Source organism: Robertmurraya sp. GLU-23 (genome assembly GCF_052983275.1).
This window is the reverse complement of record NZ_JBRKCV010000001.1, coordinates 157,633-178,008: the sequence shown is the minus strand read 5'-3', so window position 1 is coordinate 178,008 and position 20,376 is coordinate 157,633. Positions and strand designations below refer to the sequence as shown.

Sequence of the window (20,376 nt, the reverse complement as noted above, 5' to 3'; positions counted from 1 at the left end):
TCCATATATTGTATGTCGGAGTGGGCAAATTGCTAACAATCTACATAAAAACTTATGAATTTTTCAAAAAGAATATGAATTGTCCCCTTTTTTCTCACAAAAAAACCTCCAAATGATTGGAGGTCTATAGCTTTTTAGGATTGGTCGAGCATTCTTGTTAGAGCAAGCTTTGCATACTCCGCAATTTCAGCATCAACCTTAATGACATTATGAAGTTCATCTTGTTCTATGCTTTCCAACGCCCATAACAAATGCGGTAAATCAATACGATTCATGGTGAGACACGGACACATATGCGGGTTTAAAGATACGATTTGTTTATCTGGATGTTCCTGAATAATTCGATTCACTAAATTCATCTCCGTTCCAATCGCCCAAGCAGAACCGGGAGATGATGCCTCAATTTGCTGAATAATATAATTCGTCGAACCAGCTAAGTCAGATAACTCCACTACCTCACGTTTACACTCTGGGTGAACAATAATTTTCATATCAGGGTTATTAGAACGTATATCCGCAATGTTTTGAACGGTAAAGTTCTCATGAACAGAGCAATGCCCCTTCCATAAAATCACCTTTACTTCTTCTATATCTCCTTCGTATTGTAAAGTATTGGAGATAGGATCCCAAACCGCCATTTTGTCTAACGGTACTCCTAAATTAAAAGCGGTATTTCTCCCTAAATGCTGGTCAGGAAGAAATAAAATCCGATCCTTTTGGGTAAACGCCCATTTGACCATATGTTCAGCATTGGACGAAGTAACTGTTGCCCCAGCATGTTTTCCAACAAAAGACTTAATGGCCGCAGTGGAATTCACATAGGTTAAGGGAAGAATGGTATCACCAAATACGGCCTGTAGCTCTGCCCATGCCCTTTCCGTTTGGTAAATATCGGCCATATCTGCCATTGAACACCCAGCACGCATATCAGGCAGTATCACTTTTTGTAAATCATTGGTTAAAATATCCGCCGTTTCTGCCATAAAGTGAACGCCGCAAAACACAATATATTCCGCTTCTTGATTCTCTGCAGAAAGCTGGGCAAGCTTTAATGAATCTCCCGTATCATCTGCAAATTGGATTACTTCGTCTTTTTGATAATGATGCCCAGGGATATATAGTTTGTTTCCTAATCTTTCTTTAATGGCTCGAACTCGGTCTTCCATTTCATCCTTCGTAAGTTCTTTGTATCGATCAGGTAAAAGCTTATTTTTTTCAACCACTTCAAATAAATTCATCCCATTTCATCCTCTCTCTCTTACTTCACATGTACTTTCGCACTAATATCTATTGATTGTATCGTATGTGTTAAAAAGCCTAATGAAATAACATCGACTCCGGTATGCTTGTACGTATACAGGTTCTCTAACGTAATACCACCAGAAGCTTCCGTTACGATTCCGTTTGGAACTAAAGTGATCCACTCTTTGATTTCATCAGGTGTACGATTATCAAACATAATTACATCAGCACCAGCTTCAATCGCCTCTAGAAGCTGCTCTTTCGATTCAATTTCCACTTCAATTTTAATCATATGTCCTAAATTGGATTTTACTTTTTCCACCGCTTTTGAAATGGATCCTGCAAAAGCAATATGATTGTCTTTAATCATTACTCCATCATATAAACCAAAGCGGTGGTTAAAACCTCCACCACATCGAACCGCATATTTTTCAAGCATTCGAAGGCCTGGTGTCGTTTTTCGAGTATCTACAATTCTAGTAGAAGTAGAATCCACTATATTTACAGCTTCTTTTGTTCGAGTAGCAATTCCACTCATTCGCTGAACGAGGTTAAGTACCACTCTTTCCCCCTTTAATAACGTAGTTACTTGACCAGTTATGGTTACTAACTTCTGGCCTTTTTCAAACCGTTCTCCATCCCTTACTTCCAGATCAATAACCACATCAGAATCTAGAAGGGTGAATCCAGTTCGGATAATCTCTTCCCCACAGAATATGCCATTCTCTTTCGCAATAAACACAAGTTCCCCTTGCTCCTCATCGCCAAAAATCAGCTCACTTGTTGTATCTCTCTCCCCAATATCCTCCAGGAAAAATTGCTCAATTTGTAAACGCAGCTTTAGTTTGTTCATAGGAATATCCCTGCTCCTGTTCATGTTTTAAAATGATTTTCTTCTCTAACCAGCCGCTATCTTCGAATGGAAAATCCTCACGGAAATGCCCACCTCGGCTCTCTTGTCGAAGAAGTGCTGATTTCGTAACTAACCAAGCGGTTATTAACATAAAAATCACTTGGATGTCTTCCTTTGATTTTTCATCGATTGAATAACTAATCAGCTCTTGTATTTGGAAGCTCTCTAGCCAAGCTAAATGCTGTTGTAGAGCTTTCTTATTTCTTACAATCCCTGCATGTTTCATCATATTTGCCTGTATAACTGTCTTATCTGGAAGTGATACTGTTCCCATCTTCCTTGCACTTGTATCGATGATGGAAAATAAAGATGAATCCTGCTTGACTGTTTGGTTGATTAAACCGGCAAGCCTCTTCCCGAAAAAAAGACCTTCTAATAAGGAGTTACTAGCTAATCGGTTGGCACCGTGTATTCCTGTGCAAGCTACCTCGCCAATTGCATATAGGTTATGAACACTTGTACGTCCATAATGATCGGTTTTCAAGCCGCCCATTAAAAAATGGCAGCCTGGCACAACCGGAATAAGACCTTTTGAAAGATTCACTTGATTCTCCTCACACATTTTTGTTATGGTTGGGAATTTTTCAGTAAAATCTTTTATCTTACGAATATCTAAAAATACTTGCTCACCTGCTTGCAAATAATCAAATATGGTTTGTGACACAATATGTCTTGGTGCTAGGTCTTCCATGGGATGTACATTTTTCATAATTCTTGTTCCATCCTGTAAAGTTAAAAATGCCCCTTCGCCGCGAACTGCCTCCGAGACTAGTCCTTGACACTTCCCTTCAATAAACAAAAGAGTTGGGTGGAATTGAATAAATTCTAAATCTGCTACTTCCGCACCTGCACGGTATGCTAGTGCAATTCCATCCCCGACTACTGTTTCTGCATTAGAAGTAAAACTATAAATTTGACCAAGTCCTCCTGTTGCTAGAACAACATGGTTTGCAAGAAAAACTTTTGTCTCTCCATGTTTATTTTTAGCTTTTACCCCGATACACTTTCCATCTATAACCAACAACTCATAAACAACCATTTCTTCGATTATTTGTATGTGCATCGTTTCCTTTAATAAATAATTCATTACATTTTTCCCTGTTGCATCGCCACCGCTATGAACAATTCGATGATGACTATGTGCACCTTCCAATCCAAGCAGTAAACCGCCATCTTTTGCTCGGTCAAAGGTACATCCATCACAAACCATTTCTTTTATTAGGTCTGGAGCCATTGCTGTCATTTCTTTCACTAGCTCACGATCATTCGTGTACCTTCCTGCCTCCAACGAATCAAGATAATGTTTGTCCGGATGGTCTTCCATAGCTATTGCAGCAGCTATACCACCCTGAGCAAGATTTGAATTTCCATCTGTCACTTCTGACTTTGTGAGAATAATCACATTCATATCACAGCTAAGCTTCTTTGCCAATTGCAAAGCAGCCACTCCACTTCCAATAATTAAAACATCGGAGTGTATCATTTTATCACCATCCGTATTTTACAGGTGTCTTGACACTTATATTTACATACAATTACAATTATGACAAGTGTTTTATGAAGGAATATAGTAGTTTGGGGGATGAAAATGAAATATTTTGATTATGCGGCAACTTGTCCACTGGACCCTGAAGCTGCGTCAGCATTTGTTAAAGCATCAACTGAGTATTATGGAAATTCTCAAAGCCTACATGATATAGGGAGTCGTGCATCCACCTTACTTGAAGGCTGCAGAGAGGAGATTGCAAGATTACTAGGTGTAAAGAAGGAAGGAGTATATTTTACCAGCGGAGGTTCTGAAGGGAATTTTCTTGCAATTCAATCGCTTTTATCGCAATCATCAAAAAAAGGAAAGCATATTATTACGAATATTGCTGAACATTCCTCTATCCATTCCTCCTTAAAAATGTTAAAAGGTTATGAGATAACTGAATTGCCCTTAATGGATAATGGAATGATTGATGTGCAGGAGTTTCAATCCGCTATTCGTGGTGATACCGTACTTGCTTGTATCCAACATGTTAATTCTGAGATTGGAACGATACAGCCACTAAATGAAATTGGTGCGGTTTGTAAGGAAAATGGCATTCTCCTACACAGTGACTGTGTACAATCCTTTGGGAAGTTGGATGTAAAAACGATTTCTCCATTCGTAGATAGCCTTGCGATTTCAGGTCATAAAATATATGGACCTAAAGGGATTGGTGCACTATATGTTTCACCATCCATTCCATTTGATTCATATTATCCAAATACGTCACATGAGCGTGGAATGAGACCAGGAACAGTGAATATTCCTGCCATTGTTAGCATGGTTACAGCCGCTAGTAAACATATAGGAAATTTAATTCATCATCATGACCACATGAAATCATTACGTAAAGAGTTTCTATCCCATCTAATGGACGTAAGAGATGAACTCATTATTCATGGAAATGTAGATGACCAGCTACCATCCATCCTAGGTCTTCGAATAAAAGGACTTGAAGGTCAATGGGTAATGCTAGAGGCTAACCGTAAAGGGTACGCAATCTCTACTGGAAGTGCCTGCCAAGTGGGACGGACTACCCCCTCCAAAACGATGCTTGCACTAGGGATAAATGATAAGTTAGCAAAAGAGTTCATCCGTATATCGTTCGGGGTTCATACAACTGAAGCGGATGTGAAAGGATTGGCTCAAACCATTATTGCAATTATCAAGAAGCACCACAGCGTGATAATCAAATAACAAGTATGGTAAAATAACCGTAGTGTTGACAATAAGGGAGACGTTTAAAATGAGTGAGAAAAAGTTATTAGGAGAAAACCGTCGTGAGCTCATTCTTGAATGGCTTAAATCAAGTGGTGCACCGATTACTGGAGGGGAACTCTCAACAAGAACAAATGTTAGCAGACAAGTAATTGTTGGGGACATTACACTTTTAAAGGCAAAAGGTGAGCCAATTATAGCCACGAGCCAGGGCTATTTATATCTTTCCAATCAAGTGAACGATGCTCCTATTTACCGAACCATTGCCTGTTCACATCCCCCTGAGCAAGCAGAAGAAGAACTAAATTTGCTCGTTGATCATGGAGTTACTGTTAAAGATGTAAGAATTGAACATCCAATATATGGTGATTTGACGGCATCCATCATGGTGTCAAATCGTAGAGAAGTAAAGCAATTCTTAGAAAAGATGCAATCAACCAAATCCTCCTACCTCTCAGAGTTAACCGGAGGCATTCATATTCACACCATCTCCGCTCCATCTGAACAAATCCTTGATCAAGTCGAAGAAGCACTGGACAAAGCTGGATTTCTCATTGATCGAAAATAAAAAAACCTAGTTGCTCGTTAAAGCAACTAGGTTTTTTGTCCAGCTCCAGCGCCTAGCCCCTCGAGGTCATAAGCCAAATCTCTCCAGAAGGCAGGCCTTCCTGCGTGATTCGTCTTATGCTTGTCAGGGCTTAGCAAGGCGCTTCCGCTTTTCTTTTTATCCAATTTCATGATAATACGGATAGCTGCCAAGCACCGATACACTACAACCGAGCGCTTCTAGTTCGGCAATTGCACCTGGGATCAGAACTTCGTCCATCTTTTCCTCAATATCAATGATAAAAAAATAATTTCCAAGTCCCGTCTTCATTGGACGAGACTCGATTTTTGATAAATTTAATTTTCTCCATGCAAAAGCAGATAGCACTTGATGTAAAGCACCTGACCGGTCCGTAGGTAATGTGACCATTACTGTCGTTTTATAACCTTTGATATCAATGGTTTTTGGCTGAAGTGGGATGTTTTTCTTTGATAGAACGATAAATCTTGTATGGTTAAAGTCGTAGTCGTGAATATTATCTTTTGCAACAGCTAGTCCATATTCTAGAGCAGCTAGTTGATTCGCAATAGCGGCTACGTTTTCATCCGGATGTTCGATAATATACTTCGCTGCAGCAGCTGTGCTCGTTGCATTCTCACAAGGTACGCCTTTTAATGATCCGTGAAGGAACTTATGACATTGAGCAATGGCATGCGGATGGCTTAATACTTTTGTTACCTGCTGCCATCTCTCTTTCACAGATGGATGTACAAGTAAATGCTGCTTTACAGGAGTTGTAACCTCAGCAATAATCGGTAAGTTAATTTCATGAATTAAATAATCCAATGTAATATTTACCGATCCTTCTAACGTATTTTCAAGCGGAACAACCGTAACGTCAACCTCTTCCTCCATTACTGCATCTAAGCAATCCGGAATTGTGGCATAAGGAATTCGCTCCTCGTGAGGAAACATTTCTCTTGTCACTAAATCAGTAAACGTGGCTCTTGGTCCTAAAAATGCTACTTTCAATCTACTCTCTCCTTTGTACCACAATCCATATCTCTCTTTTTAACACTTTATCACTTTAAACAAAATATGTATACAAATGAAAAACAGGGCTGAAGCAATTATGCTCCTGACCCTAGTACTTCAACCTTTTCTACAAATTCCATCCTACGTAATCGTGCAAGCAGTTCTTCAATCTCAATAGCCATATCCGTCGTATTTAAAGATAGCGTTACGTTGGCCCTACCTTGAAGTGGGATTGTCTGATGAATAGTCAATACGTTACAACCAGATGATGCTACCACACCAAGCAGCTGTGAAAGCGTACCCGAACGATCTTCGAGATGAAAAAACAAGGTTATTAGCCGTTCTTTGACAATCGTGTGGAAAGGAAAGACTGTGTCTCTATATTTGTAAAAGGCACTGCGGCTTAAGTCGACCTTTTGAACCGCATCCCACACAGACTCAACCTTCCCACGTTCAAGCATTTCCTTTGCATCGAGAGTTTTTTTCATCGCTTCAGGTAGCACATCTTCACGCACTAAGTAAAACTTCTTGTCTAATATATCTTCTTCTTTCATTTCCCCCACCCCCAGGTAAAGCGCTACGAAATACTAATCTAAAAATTCGAATTCATAATCCATCAGTCTTACTGTATCACCATTTTTTGCTCCTCTTTCTCTTAACGCTTCATCGACTCCCATACCGCGTAGCTGGCGAGCAAATCGTTTGATCGACTCGTCTCTAGAGAAATCAGTCATCTTAAACAATCGTTCCACTGCATGTCCTGAAACAACAAAGGCTCCATCCGGCTCTCTCGTAATCACGAACTCTGTCTGCTCCGCTTCATGTTTGTAAAGCACGCGGTGTATTCCAGTACTCTCAAGCTCTTCTTCATGAAGTGGAAATTCAGGAGTTTGTTCAATTTTGTCAGCAACCGCAAAAAGTAAATCTCTAAGTCCCTGGCGCGTAATTGCTGATATTGGGAAGATGGGATATTCATCTGTTAATTTTTCTTTAAAGGATTTCAAATTTTCTTCAGCTTCTGGCATATCCATCTTATTGGCTACGATGATCTGAGGTCTTTCAGTTAAACGTAAATTATACTCCTGCAACTCCTTATTGATCGTTACGTAATCCTCATAAGGATCTCTTCCTTCTGTTGCAGCCATATCAATTACATGAACGATCACCCTTGTTCTTTCAATATGTCGCAGAAACTGATGACCAAGACCTACACCGGAATGAGCGCCTTCAATTAGTCCAGGCAGATCAGCCATTACAAAGCTTCTTCCATCTTCTGTCTCGACCATTCCAAGGTTCGGAACAATCGTTGTAAAATGATATTCAGCAATTTTCGGTTTTGCAGAAGAAACGACAGACAGTAATGTTGACTTTCCAACGCTAGGGAAGCCCACCAATCCAACATCAGCTAGAAGCTTAAGCTCGAGAATTACATCCCTTTCCTGTCCTGGTTCACCATGTTCAGATAATTCTGGTGCTGGATTAGCAGGTGTAGCGAATCGCGAATTTCCTCGACCGCCTCGACCACCTCTAGCAATAATTGCACGTTGTCCATGTTCAACTAAATCGCCAATAATTTCATTTGTTTCTGCATCTTTTACGACAGTCCCTGGTGGTACTTTAACAATCATATCTTTCGAATTTTTACCATGCTGATTTTTGGACATCCCATGCTCACCACGGGGAGCTTTAAAATGCCTTTGGTATCTAAAATCCATTAGCGTTCGTAAGCCTTCTTCAACCTCAAAAACCACATCTGCACCTTTCCCGCCGTCACCTCCAGCAGGTCCACCCTTTGGTACATATTTTTCACGGCGGAATGCTACCATCCCGTTTCCACCGTCTCCACCCTTTACGTATATCTTTACCTGATCTACAAACATCGTAAATCCTCCCGTCTGTCCTATGTTGTTGCTCTATAGTAATGAGCCTGATAGAAGTTGTCATCACATGACGAGAATCGAATGATCCAATTATTCCTCATATGGTAAGAATACCTGTAACGAAAATTCCTGTTCCGAACATTCATGAACGATTACTTCTATTAATGTTTCTTTTCTTTCAAAAAATTCTACAAGTCCTGTCCTATTTTTTATTATTCCTCTAAAATCAAAAAAGAAACAGGCTGCCTTTTGTTGTCTGTCGATCGTGATTGATAGATGATTCTCAGCAAACTCCTGAACCGTTTGCTGTAAACACTCAAAAAATAAGGTTATCCAGTTCAAAGCAACAGTGTCATTAATTTTGTTTTGGTTGTCGGTAGATGCCTCGAGCACTTCATAATCTACCTGAAAAGAGAAGTTGTTCCAGTTGCAGGTAAGAAAGAGGGCAGCAAGCTGTGGTGTATGTAATTGAGAGAGACGAGCCTCATTTTGTGCCTCAATAACAATTTCCTGAATGATTTCGTTTACCCTGTCGTATTTATGTAAAGATAAGTTACCTTTTATGAGCTGTACTTTATTTAACCAATCGTGACGAGAGTGACTCAGCAACTCAACCGTCGTCCAATCCTTATTCATGTCATGCACTCCTGTACCAATTCGTTATCAGTCAGAAAACTGCTTGTTTTTAGTATAGCAAAAAAGAAAACCTTGGTAATAGCTTTATGATTAAAAAAACTCTAACCTAAAGGTTAGAGTTTTTTCTAAAAGAATTAAGCTTCTTGAGCTACAGGGTATACGCTCACTTGCTTACGGTCACGTCCTAGGCGTTCGAATTTAACTACTCCGTCCACTTTCGCGAATAGAGTGTCATCTCCACCCTTACCAACGTTCACACCTGGATAAATCTTTGTGCCACGTTGACGGTAAAGGATTGAACCACCAGATACGAATTGACCATCTGCACGCTTAGCACCAAGGCGCTTAGCATGTGAATCACGACCGTTCTTTGTAGAACCTACTCCCTTTTTAGAAGCGAAAAACTGAAGATCTAATCTTAACATTATTGTTCCACCTCCTACTTTTTGAAGGTAATTTTTACATATTTCCCGTAATCTCTCTCAATCGTTTGTAATGACACGACCATGCCTTCAAGCAATAGCTGTACCTTCTCCTGTATGTCCGTAGAGAGATTAGTCGGAATCACACAGCGGAGAAAGCCACCATCTCCTTGCTCAATTTCGGGTTCAACACCTGTTAACGCAATAACTGAGTTAATAGCACCGAATGAAACGGCAGAGACACCGGCACAGACGATATCGTCCCCTCGGTTAGCAAAGAGAGCATGACCACTCAATGTAAACGACTTTATGTGTCCAGATTCAGTACGATAAATCGTCGTTTGAATCATCTTAGACCGCCTTATGCGTTGATTTTTTCAATGACAACTTTTGTGTATGGTTGACGATGACCTTGCTTTTTGCGTTGGTTCTTCTTCGCTTTGTACTTGAAAACAATGATCTTCTTAGCGCGACCTTGCTTTTCAACTTTAGCTGTAACCGTAGCACCCTCAACAACTGGGCTTCCTACCTTTACGCTTTCTCCACCAACGAATAAAACCTTGTCAAATGTAACAGTTTCGCCTGCTTCAGCGTTTAGCTTTTCAATGTAGATAGTTTGTCCTTCTTCTACCTTTACTTGCTTTCCGCCTGTTTCAATAATTGCGTACATGAACTGCACCTCCTTATAAACTAAGACTCGCCATCACAGGCGCTTTTCTAACGAAAGACTTATAACCTGATCTGCGCGGTTGTAGCACGGGTGCTACAAACATAACATAAACGATATTATCATATTTTAATTCTTATTGTCAATACAAAAAAGCTCACCGTTAGATGAGCTTCGTAATTTTATAGAAAGGTTTATGGTTCGATATGATAACAAAACGAAGGGATACATGGATTGATTCTTCCATTCTCTTCAGATGTTTTCCTTCCAAACCTGAAAACACATTTTTTACTTCTTCCGTAGTTTCAATGGTAACAGACTCGTAATCAGTCCCTCTTAGCTCCCAAAGCTCTCGTTCCAACTTGAAAGCAAGCGTTTCTGCACTTAACACACTTCCCGTCCCATCACAAACCTTACATTTTTCAGTTAAACCTTCAGAAAGTGCTACTTTTGTTTTTTTCCTAGTAAGCTGCATGATACCTAACTGAGTAAATCCCACAATATTTGTTCGTTTATGATCCTTTTGCAAAGCTCTTTCCAGTTTCTTTTGAACCATTTCTTGGTCACTTATATTCTTCATATCAATAAAATCAATAAGAATAATTCCACCAATGTCTCTTATTCTTAATTGACGTGCAATCTCTTCTGCTGCAAGCTCATTTGTCTTCAGAACAGTATCTTGAAGATGATTTTTCCCTGAATACTTTCCTGTATTCACATCAATAATGGTAAGAGCTTCCGTTTCATCAATCACTATATATGCACCGTTTGACAGCCAAACGACACGTCTTAATGCTTTTTCAACGGAGTCTTCAATCCCGTATGCGGAAAATATATTTTGTTTCTCATGATAATATATAATTTCACATACTAGATCATCAGAACCACCTGCTAATAGTTTATCCCTTAGGCTAATCTCGTCAATCACAATGGTGGCAGACTTCATTTTTTTACATTCTTCCCTAAGTTCCTTAATAAAGTGCTCACTTTCATGAACAACCATCGGTTTCTTTACCATCTTCAAAGATTTTATGAGTTCATGATACCGACTTCGTAAATGGTGAAGCTCTGTTTCAATTTCCTCTTTTTTTGCATCCGAACATGATGTACGAAAAATGAGCCCTTCATGCTCTTCTTTCAGTTCATGTCCTATTTGACGCCAGCTTTCTCTTTGCTGTGAATCTTCTATTTTTCTTGAGACAGCCACATAATAGCCATTTGGCAGATACACAATATTCTTTCCATTAATTTCAACAATCCCTGTTAAACGTGGTCCTTTATCACCGCTTGCATCTTTTTCCACCTGCACAAGGAGTCTCTCCCCTTGATGGACAAATGATCCAATCGCTTTGGTCTCTTTTACCGTTTTTTCATCTTTTGATGATAGAAATGTAACGAGCTTATCTCTATGTAAGAACCCTTGCTTTTCTTCACCAATATCAACAAAAGCAGCATGTAACCCTGGAATGACTTTCGTTACTGTACCTAAATATATATTACCAACGAGCGACTGCTGCTTTGGTTGTTCTATATACAGCTTCTCAACTTTTTCATCCTTGAGTATCGCATAGCGTTTTTCTCTACCTATATAATTCACAATAATCTTATCCAACATCTATTCCTCACTTTATCAATACGTCACCTTTATTATCATAGTTCAATATTCATAAAGCAAATCCTTCATTCTTGCCATCAAAAGTTTATCTGCAAAGTAAGCATGTAACAATTCGTTTTCATCAAGCAATCTTTTCTCCTGTCCATCATTCTCAATGATTATTGGATGCTTACAGCCTCTTTGAAATTTTTCAAGCACATGAATAATTAGCTCATCCTCTTCCACCTTTATGGGAATGAGTGTTCCAAAGGTATCCTTTTTCCCATAATAGCGTTCAAGTAAAAACCGAACAAACACATATCTTCTTTGCTTCCATTCATAATACAAAGAAAACAAAAGAAACGAGATGATGATCCAAACATTAAGATTCAAAGGCTCTGTGACCATAATGACAGCACTAAATAATAATAAAACATAGAAAGAGAGGAGAAGTGTTTGTTTGAATGCGATTGGAAAGGGCTTATTGATAGAAAGCCATAAAAAAATGAACTTCCCACCGTCTAATGGCCAAATAGGAAGCAAATTAAATAAAAATATCATTACATTATACTGTAGAAACATGGAAAATAAATGATCATTCAAAAGTCCAACCTGATGAAGCAGATAGGCAATAGCAACAAGCCAAATATGTTGTATAGGACCAGAAAGTACGACGATCGCTTCTTCTCTTAGCGGCCTGTTTCCGTGTTCGTCCATCTCTGCCACACCACCAAAAGGTAGCAACGTGATTTTTTTAATTCTCCATGAAAAATAAGAAGCAGCTACCCCATGACCTAGCTCATGTATAAAGATAATGATTAAGAGTAGAAGGAGTTCATAAAAGTGACCAGTTAAGACAGACAAAGCCACGACTACCCACAAAAGTGGATGAATATGAATTTTTGAAAAAAGCTCAATCATTTTATTCAACCTGAATCACCTGGAAAGGATCTATAAATTCATTTCCTTCTTTTAAGGCAAAGTAAAAGGAACCTTTTTCGCCATCATCACTATCCATCGCTGTACCAATTTCTTTTCCTTTTTCGATGTATTCATAAAGATTAACTGAAATATCATCAAGATTTCCATACCAAGTCTCACTCTTATCACTGTGCTGGACAATAACCGTTTTCCCAAATCCCTCTTTCACACCAGCAAATTCAACCATACCACCACCCATCGCGGTAACAGCCGCACCTTTAGGTGTTTCAATCGTTACCTTTTGTCCGTCTTCACCAAATTCCTCTAGAATCCTCCCTGACGCTGGTAGGGCATATGGCTCCGACTCCTGATTCATTTCCTCTGATTCATTATTGGTAAACGGCAATAGTGCAAGAGGCTTTCCAAACTGATCTTCATACCAGTTTGATACTGTCGTAAATTGAAAGTCCTTTTCCATGTTTATCGACACAAATTCTCTAACACTTTCAAATCTAGCGTCATTATTTCTAAAAATAATCGCTACTAAGAACACCAAAATAGTAGAGGCTAGAATTTTAAAAATAAATACTTCCTTTCGAAATAGAGGATGAAGCTCTTCTCCTTTCCCACTTTCATATGTGGGAATCCGATCATATCCGTGCGTTTCTTCCGTTTCTGGCAGCAACAGCCTTGAATGAGCAACGGTTTGTGTAAGCCTGTCCCTTTCCCTCTTTCGCTTTGCAATACGTTTACGAATATCATCCGGTCTTGACCCCATGGTTTCCCCACCATTCCTTTTACGTTTTGTACAAGTTTATGTGCAAAAGGACAAACCTATGACAATACAATTCATTTACACGTACAAAGAAACCAAATAAAAAAACCGAGAATAATCTCGGTTTTACTTAACACCAAAAAACTTTTTAATTTTTGTAAATACACCTTTATCACTATCATCAAGCTGTTGGAGTGGTATTGATTCTCCTAATATTCGGCGTGCAATATTTCGATAGGCGATCGATGCTTTTGAGTTAGGATTAAGAGCGATTGGTTCACCATGATTAGATGCTTTAATAACTTCATCATCATCTGCGACTATTCCGATTAAATCAATGGATAGGTGTGCTGTGATTTCGTCTACATCAAGCATATCTCCATTTTTCATCATATGACTGCGGATACGATTGATTACTAGTTTTGGTGCCTCCACATTTTCTTCCTTTTCTAGAAGTCCAATGATTCTGTCGGCATCCCTTACAGCTGAAACCTCTGGTGTGGTTACAACAATAGCTTTATCCGCACCTGCAACTGCATTTTTATAACCTTGTTCAATTCCCGCTGGACAGTCAATAATGATATAGTCATAGTCCTGTTTCAAATTGTTAATCAATGTTTTCATTTGTTCAGGCTGAACTGCTGTTTTATCACTTGTTTGTGCAGCTGGAAGTAAGTATAGTAGGTCGTCAAATCTCTTATCTTTAACTAACGCTTGATGAATCTTACAGCGGCCTTCCACGACGTCAACTAAATCATAAATGATTCGGTTTTCAAGACCCATCACAACGTCTAAGTTTCTCAATCCGATATCTGTATCAACAAGGCAGACACGCTTCCCTTGTAAGGCTAGTGCTGTTCCAATATTTGCAGAAGTAGTCGTTTTCCCTACTCCACCTTTTCCCGAAGTTACAACAATGGCTTGTCCCATTTTAGCGTCCCCCTTCCAGCTTCGTTAAGTTTGGTCTTAGCTGAGATAATACTTGTAATCTATCAATAATAATGTGATCGTTTTCATCAATATAGGCACATTCCATTACCCGTTTCTCTTTATCTGTTCCATAATCTGGAGAACGGTTAATGCAATGACTAATTCTGATTTGTGAAGGATTCATCACTGAGGCGACAACGACTGCATTTGAGTTTCCAAAGCATCCTGCGTGAGCAATTCCCTTTAGCGCACCCATAATAAAGATATTTCCGCCTGCTCGAACAGTCCCACCAGGATTCACATCTCCCACTAAGAGCAGATCACCTGGTGCTTCTAGTACTTGCCCTGAACGAATAACTTTAGCTACTGGGATGATCTCATTTGCTGCTATTGCTAGCTCGGCTTCTTCCCTTGTCATTACATTTGATTGAATTAATTCAACGACTAAATTCTTTTTTTGCCGTATTAAATTTTTAATTTCTTCTTGCTGATCTTCTGTCAAGTATCGGTTACCTACTTGAACTCGAACAGATATTAAAGGACGATCCTTATTAGCTAACGAATTTTCAGTTAATTTGGAATCTAATTCTCTCTTTAATTCTTCATAAGAGCAAAGATCATCTAAGTGTAACGTTAAACCATCCTTTGTTCCTTTTATTAGCACATTTTGTGTCTTCTTCATGTTAAGTTGGTCACCTCAATAGAAAAGCATCCCTCGATGTTAAGCAAACTTAAGAATAAGCTCAATACGAAACAAGCTGACATATATCTTTATATTATTTCGACCTTAAGCCCTAGAAATCCTTTTTTGATCGCATCGATTTTTTATTCATTTCTAAGTTCCTCTGCATATTTATCAAACTGTCGTTTTAGGGGAAAGGAAACCAAAATCGTAAATGCTAAATTTAATATCAAGGTTGGATAAAGCCTCTCCTGTAAGAAAGTTTGAAAATCCATTTCAGTCACTTTTAATAAAAAATTTAACTCATACACACCTAGTTCAAGTAGAATGATTCCCACCATGCTAGTTAATGAAACTACAACAAGATGATTATGTATAAGCTGCATCGTCTTTGAAACAAAATAAGCGATCAGTGGATACAAAAAGAAATATATCCCAATCACTTCTGTATAGACAATATCAAAGAGCAGCCCAAAAATAGCCGCATTCAGGATCCCCTGTTTCTTTCCACCATAAACAGTTAAAAACAATAGAACCACTAAAAGAAAATGAGGGACGATGATACGATCACTATTAAAAAGCTGTGGAGAAAAGAGCTCGACAAACAAACTCTCTAGAATGAAAAAAAACAATACAAAAATAGGAAGAAGGAGTTTTTTCACAATTCCTCCTCCTCTTCACTAGAAATATCACTTAAATCTGGTGTATTCGTCTTAACTGTAACAACCATAACGTGACGAATATCATAAAAATCGGCACCTGGCTCTATATATGCAGTTTGATTTAATCCAAATTCATCTGGAACGACTTCAACCACTTTACCAACAGGTAAATTCTTTGGAAAAACTCCACCTAGTCCGGAAGTAGTAACAATCTGGTCTTTCTCTATTTTCGCATCATACGGAAGCCTCTTAAGTTTAAGGAGTTTCCTTTCCTCATCATATCCTTCAATGGTCCCATAAGTTTCTGTTTCACCTATTATTTTTGCAGAAATTCGATTTGTTGGGTCATTTGCACTTAATAGCTGAATGGTCGAGGTGAATTGACTCGTGCTTTTCACCTTTCCAATGAGCCCATTTGCAGTGATAACCGCCATATTTTGTTGGATACCGTCTTGTTTCCCTTTATTAATAACGAGTAGTTCATGCCATCTTTCAGGGTTTCTACCAACAACGATGGCCTGCACAGGATCAAATGCGCTTAGATCTTCCTTATTATCTAGAATCTCTCTTAACTCTTTATTCTCTTTTGCTAGTGTTTGAACATCTACCTCAAGCTGAACTAACTCGTCTAGTCTAGCTTTTAATTCCTTGTTCTCTTCATATGTATTTTGCAAGTCTCTAACATTCTCAAAGAAACCTGCTACATAATTAGCAGGACGCGAAAAGGCCGATTGTACCCATCCTGTCGTATCTTTAATAAATTGTTCAGGCCATGTTAACTTCTCTCGCTCTCTTATTGAAAAACCGATTAATGCCACGAGAATAATGATGCTAACTAGTAATATGATAAGGCGTTTATTTGATAAAAATTGTGGCATGTCTTACACCTCAAGTGAAAATATATTCCCACACAGGGGTATTCCCTCACTCCTTAGGGAGTGAGGGAAAGATCATTTGCTTATCGTGTTTCTGAAGCTTTATTTTTAAAGAGATGAATATGATCAAGAGCTTTTCCTGTACCTATTGCCACACAATCAAGTGGGTTTTCAGCAATGAGTACTGGCATATTGGTTTCTTCGCTAATCACTCGGTCTAAATTACGAAGAAGCGCACCTCCGCCTGTAAGGACAATCCCACGATCCATAATATCTGCAGCAAGTTCTGGTGGAGTTTTTTCCAATGTAACCTTAACCGCATCAACGATTGCATATACCGTATCATGAAGAGCTTTCGAGATTTCCTCCGCTCTAATTTCAATCGTTTTCGGTAGTCCTGTTAACAAATCACGACCACGTATTTCCATATTCTCAATGCCTTCAGGGTCACCCGCACTTCCAATTTCCACTTTAATCGTTTCTGCTGTACGATCACCGATCAGAAGGTTGTACGTTTTTCGAATATAATTAATAATTGCTTCATCCATTTCATCTCCAGCAATGCGAATGGACTGACTAGTCACGATACCGCCCAATGAGATAATAGCAACCTCAGTTGTCCCGCCTCCAATGTCGACAACCATACTTCCAGTAGGCTCCCATACAGGAAGATTTGCTCCAATTGCAGCAGCAAATGGTTCTTCTATCGGGTATGCATCCCTAGCACCAGCTTGACGAGTTGCATCAATCACTGCTCTTTGTTCTACAGCCGTTATACCTGATGGTACACATACCATTACATAAGGTTTGCCTGAAAAGAGTCCCTTGCTTTTGTTTGCTTGATTTATGTAATATTTCATCATCGTTGCAGTTGTTTCATAATCAGCGATAACACCATCTTTCATTGGTCTAAGAGCTACCACATTACCTGGTGTACGGCCAATCATATTTTTCGCGTCGTTCCCTACTGCTACAATATGTTTGGTATCTGTTTGCAGCGCAACAACAGAAGGCTCCCTTACAACAATCCCTTTTCCTTTCACATACACAAGTGTATTTGCTGTTCCTAAATCAATCCCAAGATCTCTTGTTCCTATTCCAAACATGAAGTATCTCCCTTTCTCATCCAAATCGTCGAATAAAGTCATCCGTCTAATGGTTTGTCCAATATGGAAATTCACTTTTGCTAGTCAAAGCTATTTATTATGAATTCATCTTAGTGTTTTATTGCAAAAAAATCATAAAGCTTATTATATCGCATCGTCAAATAAATTCATAGTGTCATAAATAGCCTTTTTCCTTTAAACTGACAAATTTATTTTCCCCAATAATCAAATGGTCAAGAATTTCTATGCCTAATATTTTCCCACATTCTGCTAGTCTTTTCGTAACCTCAATGTCCTCCTTGCTAGGAGTAGGATCGTAGGGTAGGAGAAAAGCGCCAATTAACCGTTACTGGTTTCTTCTCTCCTCCCACAGAACCGTACGTACACCTTTTAGCGTATACGGCTCGCCAGCTACAAGGCTTAATATCTCAAAAAGGAAAACTCAGATAATTTAATAAATGGATATAAGCGTTCAACTTCTCCTTCCACTTTCACTTTTATACAAAGATCACCTTGTTGATACGATTTCATTTCTAGACTAACTTTGTTAACTGAACACTTTCTTTTCCTTGCTATCGTTCTGATAAAACTGCCTCTAGCTAAGGAGAATAGTTTAGAGAGGTCATGCCAATTACTTGCTCCTCTATACATCATAACTACCTTTCTTAATTCAAAATGATACACCCGCATAATTTGACGTTCCGAGAGGTTGATTAATACCGGTCGAGGTATAGGGAGAAAATCTTCCATCTTTCCGTATTTTTTTGATAGTCTCTTTAATGTAACGAAAGGAATCTTAAAAAGAAGAGTGTTAGTTTTCCTACACGAAATCATCTCATATCCACATAAAAAAGCAGATTCCTTGAGATTGGAAAGGGTCAAGGAATATTCTTTGTTTTCATATAAAAGTTTCATGCTAAAAGCTCGTTGTACCTCATTAAAAACCTGGACTGCTTCGTCTTTTGAACCTTTAAATGTTATGAAGAACTGTTCAAACTCTTCGAAATACTTGAACGTTCCTAAGGTAGTATTTGCAATTTTTCCCTTATTCAATTTCATTTTCAATAATAAATCCACTTCTTGAAAATAAATAGAGTAAAGTATTGATTTAAGAGTTGTACCTTTGTTTGTAGTTTCTTTATCGATTAATCCTGAAAATATTGCATTATGAAGGAGGAGGAAGAAACGTCGGTCACAGACATTATTTTCAATATTTTTCAGGAGCTGATGGTACCAAAAAGGAGACTCTTTATGATTTATATTTCCAAAAATCAACCAGGTTTGGTCACTCCAATTTCTTTTTACTTCTTTGAGAGATTGATTCAGTTCATCCTTATTATAGTGAGTTTCTTTAAATATGGTTGTAAGAATTACCTTGATTACCTCAAGGACCATTAACTCTCTATAAGATGGAGAAATTGAATGCTGTACCTTGTCCCTATGATTATCGAAACGGAACGTTCCCTTTTTTAGATTTAAGATGATCTCATCGATTTCTAACATAGGAAAGTCAGTTGAATTTTTCAGATCATATAATTGTTTTTGTGCCCTTATCCATAAATCCTTCTTATACATAAGACGATAGCAATCCGTAATTTGTTTCCCTTTTTGTATAGCCTTTTTCAAAACGTCTAATTGTTGAAATGGATTTTTTGCCATGTTCATGACACCTTTCAAATGAACGAATTGTAGCCTGTCACCCTTCCCCTTGCTAAACCCATTACAGGTAAACGTTGAGTACTATGGTGACTCCGTTACCATATACAACCTTTGTTGCACTTAGGTAATCCCTGAATTATGCAACATAATAGAACGTGATGGTTAGGTACCCCTTTTGACGTTTTACTCTTTATAGAGTATAGAAGGACAATCCTTACAATCGTAAAAAGTCAGGAGAACTCCTACGATATTGTCCTCGTTACCTGTTAGCTATCATAAGTAACGGCGTACCCTTCGCTCCTTCGACTAGGATTCAAGCAGTCTAGCCTTTACCATACATCACTTGGTCTGAGAAACTGACTCGATATGATAGCAAATCGTCTCTTTCCCTTTTCACATCATGCTTTTTTCCCTTTATAGGTTTCCCTTTCAGGTAAGATGCTGACCATAGAACCATGTAAGGAGTTCTAATTCTTTTAGAATGCTATTATGCGGCACCATACAGGCGCACTCCTGATGGATGATTGTGTGCACATATTACAGAAGCTGCAGAACGTTTTATAGCTTCCTTGTACAACTCGCGAGGATGAACGATGGAAGCATTTAAGCTCCCAATAAAGACTGTTTTTTTATGGAGGACTTGATTTTTTGTATTAAGATATAGACATACAAAATGTTCTTGACTAAGGAATCTCATATCCTGCATGACATACTTAGCACCATCTTCAGGTGAACGAATGACGTACCGATCATCATAATTCAAGTTTGTTATTCGCCTCCCTATTTCTACGGCAGCAAGTACTTGAATAGCCTTAGCCATCCCAATCCCTTTAATTTGGGTCATTTCATCTAATGTCGCTTCTTTTAGAAGCCTAAGTCCTTCAAAATGATTTAATAGTCGATTGGCCAATTGAAGAACAGACTCTTCTTTTGTTCCCGTTCTCAAAAGAAGAGCAAGAAGTTCATGGTTTGAAAGGCTTTCTGGACCGCTTTTTACAAAGCGCTCCCGGGGACGGTCTTCATGGGGATAGTCCTTAATCATCATAGCTTCTGTTCGCATTTCGTACCTCCTAGTTTTTGG

The 20,376-nt window shown here is 38.7% G+C and carries 21 protein-coding genes, 2 pseudogenes and 1 other annotated feature; of the genes and pseudogenes, 2 read left to right on the top strand and 21 right to left on the bottom strand.

Annotated features, from left to right (window positions below; genetic code table 11):
* Positions 1–134: 134 nt before the first annotated feature.
* The 3 genes from nadA to nadB are packed head-to-tail and all read right to left on the bottom strand — an operon-like array spanning position 135 to position 3,638.
* The gene (nadA, locus tag ACVBAX_RS00850) at positions 135–1,238 is read right to left on the bottom strand and encodes a quinolinate synthase NadA (protein WP_447115537.1); all 1,104 of its coding nucleotides are present in this window, start codon (positions 1,236–1,238) and stop codon (positions 135–137) included.
* 20 nt (positions 1,239–1,258) lie between these two features.
* Positions 1,259–2,095: a carboxylating nicotinate-nucleotide diphosphorylase gene (nadC, locus tag ACVBAX_RS00845; protein ID WP_447115536.1), complete on the bottom strand. Its 837-nt coding sequence runs from the start codon at positions 2,093–2,095 to the stop codon at positions 1,259–1,261.
* Positions 2,064–3,638 (bottom strand): L-aspartate oxidase, encoded by a 1,575-nt coding sequence (nadB, locus tag ACVBAX_RS00840; RefSeq protein WP_447115535.1) that lies wholly within the window; start codon positions 3,636–3,638, stop codon positions 2,064–2,066. The genes nadC and nadB overlap by 32 nt, the downstream gene beginning before the upstream one ends.
* 105 nt (positions 3,639–3,743) lie before the next feature.
* Here nadB and ACVBAX_RS00835 point away from each other — a divergent pair, with 105 nt between their 5' ends.
* A complete protein-coding gene (locus ACVBAX_RS00835) occupies positions 3,744–4,883 on the top strand; it encodes an IscS subfamily cysteine desulfurase (RefSeq protein ID WP_447115534.1) in 1,140 nt (379 codons plus the stop codon).
* Positions 4,884–4,932: 49 nt separating this feature from the next.
* A complete protein-coding gene (locus tag ACVBAX_RS00830; protein WP_447115533.1) occupies positions 4,933–5,472 on the top strand; it encodes a 3H domain-containing protein in 540 nt (179 codons plus the stop codon).
* Between the two features lie 156 nt (positions 5,473–5,628).
* On the opposite strand, the gene pheA is transcribed toward ACVBAX_RS00830, so the two are convergent.
* From pheA to radC, 18 genes and pseudogenes are all read right to left on the bottom strand, one after another.
* Positions 5,629–6,483 carry a prephenate dehydratase gene (gene pheA / locus ACVBAX_RS00825; protein ID WP_447115532.1) on the bottom strand — a complete coding sequence of 285 codons (855 nt, stop codon included), beginning with the start codon at positions 6,481–6,483 and terminating at the stop codon, positions 5,629–5,631.
* A gap of 98 nt (positions 6,484–6,581) precedes the next feature.
* Complete coding sequence (locus ACVBAX_RS00820; RefSeq protein WP_119709261.1) at positions 6,582–7,040, bottom strand: ACT domain-containing protein; 459 nt, start codon at positions 7,038–7,040, stop codon at positions 6,582–6,584.
* Between the two features lie 33 nt (positions 7,041–7,073).
* Positions 7,074–8,366, bottom strand: coding sequence for a GTPase ObgE (obgE, locus tag ACVBAX_RS00815; RefSeq protein WP_447115531.1), 1,293 nt, complete (start codon positions 8,364–8,366; stop codon positions 7,074–7,076).
* 90 nt (positions 8,367–8,456) lie between these two features.
* Positions 8,457–9,002 carry a Spo0B C-terminal domain-containing protein gene (locus tag ACVBAX_RS00810; RefSeq protein WP_447115530.1) on the bottom strand — a complete coding sequence of 182 codons (546 nt, stop codon included), beginning with the start codon at positions 9,000–9,002 and terminating at the stop codon, positions 8,457–8,459.
* A gap of 134 nt (positions 9,003–9,136) precedes the next feature.
* Positions 9,137–9,427, bottom strand: coding sequence for a 50S ribosomal protein L27 (rpmA, locus tag ACVBAX_RS00805; protein WP_160547636.1), 291 nt, complete (start codon positions 9,425–9,427; stop codon positions 9,137–9,139).
* A gap of 14 nt (positions 9,428–9,441) precedes the next feature.
* Positions 9,442–9,774 carry a ribosomal-processing cysteine protease Prp gene (locus ACVBAX_RS00800; protein WP_430774740.1) on the bottom strand — a complete coding sequence of 111 codons (333 nt, stop codon included), beginning with the start codon at positions 9,772–9,774 and terminating at the stop codon, positions 9,442–9,444.
* Between the two features lie 11 nt (positions 9,775–9,785).
* A complete protein-coding gene (gene rplU / locus ACVBAX_RS00795) occupies positions 9,786–10,094 on the bottom strand; it encodes a 50S ribosomal protein L21 (protein WP_391557273.1) in 309 nt (102 codons plus the stop codon).
* A gap of 13 nt (positions 10,095–10,107) precedes the next feature.
* Positions 10,108–10,185 (bottom strand) — a sequence feature (ribosomal protein L21 leader region).
* 69 nt (positions 10,186–10,254) lie between these two features.
* Positions 10,255–11,706 (bottom strand): Rne/Rng family ribonuclease, encoded by a 1,452-nt coding sequence (locus tag ACVBAX_RS00790; protein WP_447115529.1) that lies wholly within the window; start codon positions 11,704–11,706, stop codon positions 10,255–10,257.
* 42 nt (positions 11,707–11,748) lie between these two features.
* Positions 11,749–12,615, bottom strand: coding sequence for a M50 family metallopeptidase (locus tag ACVBAX_RS00785; RefSeq protein ID WP_447115528.1), 867 nt, complete (start codon positions 12,613–12,615; stop codon positions 11,749–11,751).
* Positions 12,608–13,384: a peptidoglycan DD-metalloendopeptidase family protein gene (locus ACVBAX_RS00780; RefSeq protein ID WP_447115527.1), complete on the bottom strand. Its 777-nt coding sequence runs from the start codon at positions 13,382–13,384 to the stop codon at positions 12,608–12,610. Before ACVBAX_RS00780 ends, ACVBAX_RS00785 begins: the two co-directional genes overlap by 8 nt.
* A gap of 123 nt (positions 13,385–13,507) precedes the next feature.
* Positions 13,508–14,311: a septum site-determining protein MinD gene (gene minD, locus ACVBAX_RS00775; protein ID WP_119709270.1), complete on the bottom strand. Its 804-nt coding sequence runs from the start codon at positions 14,309–14,311 to the stop codon at positions 13,508–13,510.
* Between the two features lies 1 nt (position 14,312).
* Positions 14,313–14,993 (bottom strand): septum site-determining protein MinC, encoded by a 681-nt coding sequence (minC, locus tag ACVBAX_RS00770; RefSeq protein WP_430774736.1) that lies wholly within the window; start codon positions 14,991–14,993, stop codon positions 14,313–14,315.
* Positions 14,994–15,136: 143 nt separating this feature from the next.
* Entirely contained in the window at positions 15,137–15,655 is a 519-nt protein-coding gene (gene mreD, locus ACVBAX_RS00765) for a rod shape-determining protein MreD (protein WP_447115526.1), read from the bottom strand.
* Complete coding sequence (mreC, locus tag ACVBAX_RS00760; protein ID WP_447115525.1) at positions 15,652–16,533, bottom strand: rod shape-determining protein MreC; 882 nt, start codon at positions 16,531–16,533, stop codon at positions 15,652–15,654. Before mreC ends, mreD begins: the two co-directional genes overlap by 4 nt.
* An 80-nt stretch (positions 16,534–16,613) precedes the next feature.
* Complete coding sequence (locus ACVBAX_RS00755) at positions 16,614–17,636, bottom strand: rod shape-determining protein (protein WP_119709274.1); 1,023 nt, start codon at positions 17,634–17,636, stop codon at positions 16,614–16,616.
* Positions 17,637–17,811: 175 nt separating this feature from the next.
* A pseudogene (locus ACVBAX_RS00750) lies at positions 17,812–17,952 on the bottom strand (JAB domain-containing protein); the annotation flags it as partial.
* Positions 17,953–18,056: 104 nt separating this feature from the next.
* Positions 18,057–19,295, bottom strand: coding sequence for a group II intron reverse transcriptase/maturase (locus ACVBAX_RS00745; protein ID WP_447115524.1), 1,239 nt, complete (start codon positions 19,293–19,295; stop codon positions 18,057–18,059).
* A 511-nt stretch (positions 19,296–19,806) separates the two neighbouring features.
* Positions 19,807–20,355, bottom strand: a pseudogene (gene radC, locus ACVBAX_RS00740) (RadC family protein); the annotation flags it as partial.
* Positions 20,356–20,376: the final 21 nt, after the last annotated feature.

What these genes read in the sequence shown, in the direction of transcription:
- nadA (WP_447115537.1), bottom strand. Translation starts at nt 1,238, where the DNA reads ATGAATTTATTTGAAGTGGTTGAAAAAAATAAGCTTTTACCTGATCGA.
- ACVBAX_RS00810 (WP_447115530.1), bottom strand. Translation starts at nt 9,002, where the DNA reads ATGAATAAGGATTGGACGACGGTTGAGTTGCTGAGTCACTCTCGTCAC.
- mreC (WP_447115525.1), bottom strand. Translation starts at nt 16,533, where the DNA reads ATGCCACAATTTTTATCAAATAAACGCCTTATCATATTACTAGTTAGC.
- ACVBAX_RS00745 (WP_447115524.1), bottom strand. Translation starts at nt 19,295, where the DNA reads ATGGCAAAAAATCCATTTCAACAATTAGACGTTTTGAAAAAGGCTATA.
- minC (WP_430774736.1), bottom strand. Translation starts at nt 14,993, where the DNA reads ATGAAGAAGACACAAAATGTGCTAATAAAAGGAACAAAGGATGGTTTA.
- ACVBAX_RS00835 (WP_447115534.1), top strand. Translation starts at nt 3,744, where the DNA reads ATGAAATATTTTGATTATGCGGCAACTTGTCCACTGGACCCTGAAGCT.
- rplU (WP_391557273.1), bottom strand. Translation starts at nt 10,094, where the DNA reads ATGTACGCAATTATTGAAACAGGCGGAAAGCAAGTAAAGGTAGAAGAA.
- nadB (WP_447115535.1), bottom strand. Translation starts at nt 3,638, where the DNA reads ATGATACACTCCGATGTTTTAATTATTGGAAGTGGAGTGGCTGCTTTG.
- minD (WP_119709270.1), bottom strand. Translation starts at nt 14,311, where the DNA reads ATGGGACAAGCCATTGTTGTAACTTCGGGAAAAGGTGGAGTAGGGAAA.
- obgE (WP_447115531.1), bottom strand. Translation starts at nt 8,366, where the DNA reads ATGTTTGTAGATCAGGTAAAGATATACGTAAAGGGTGGAGACGGTGGA.
- ACVBAX_RS00780 (WP_447115527.1), bottom strand. Translation starts at nt 13,384, where the DNA reads ATGGGGTCAAGACCGGATGATATTCGTAAACGTATTGCAAAGCGAAAG.
- nadC (WP_447115536.1), bottom strand. Translation starts at nt 2,095, where the DNA reads ATGAACAAACTAAAGCTGCGTTTACAAATTGAGCAATTTTTCCTGGAG.
- ACVBAX_RS00790 (WP_447115529.1), bottom strand. Translation starts at nt 11,706, where the DNA reads ATGTTGGATAAGATTATTGTGAATTATATAGGTAGAGAAAAACGCTAT.
- ACVBAX_RS00800 (WP_430774740.1), bottom strand. Translation starts at nt 9,774, where the DNA reads ATGATTCAAACGACGATTTATCGTACTGAATCTGGACACATAAAGTCG.
- ACVBAX_RS00830 (WP_447115533.1), top strand. Translation starts at nt 4,933, where the DNA reads ATGAGTGAGAAAAAGTTATTAGGAGAAAACCGTCGTGAGCTCATTCTT.
- ACVBAX_RS00820 (WP_119709261.1), bottom strand. Translation starts at nt 7,040, where the DNA reads ATGAAAGAAGAAGATATATTAGACAAGAAGTTTTACTTAGTGCGTGAA.
- rpmA (WP_160547636.1), bottom strand. Translation starts at nt 9,427, where the DNA reads ATGTTAAGATTAGATCTTCAGTTTTTCGCTTCTAAAAAGGGAGTAGGT.
- ACVBAX_RS00755 (WP_119709274.1), bottom strand. Translation starts at nt 17,636, where the DNA reads ATGTTTGGAATAGGAACAAGAGATCTTGGGATTGATTTAGGAACAGCA.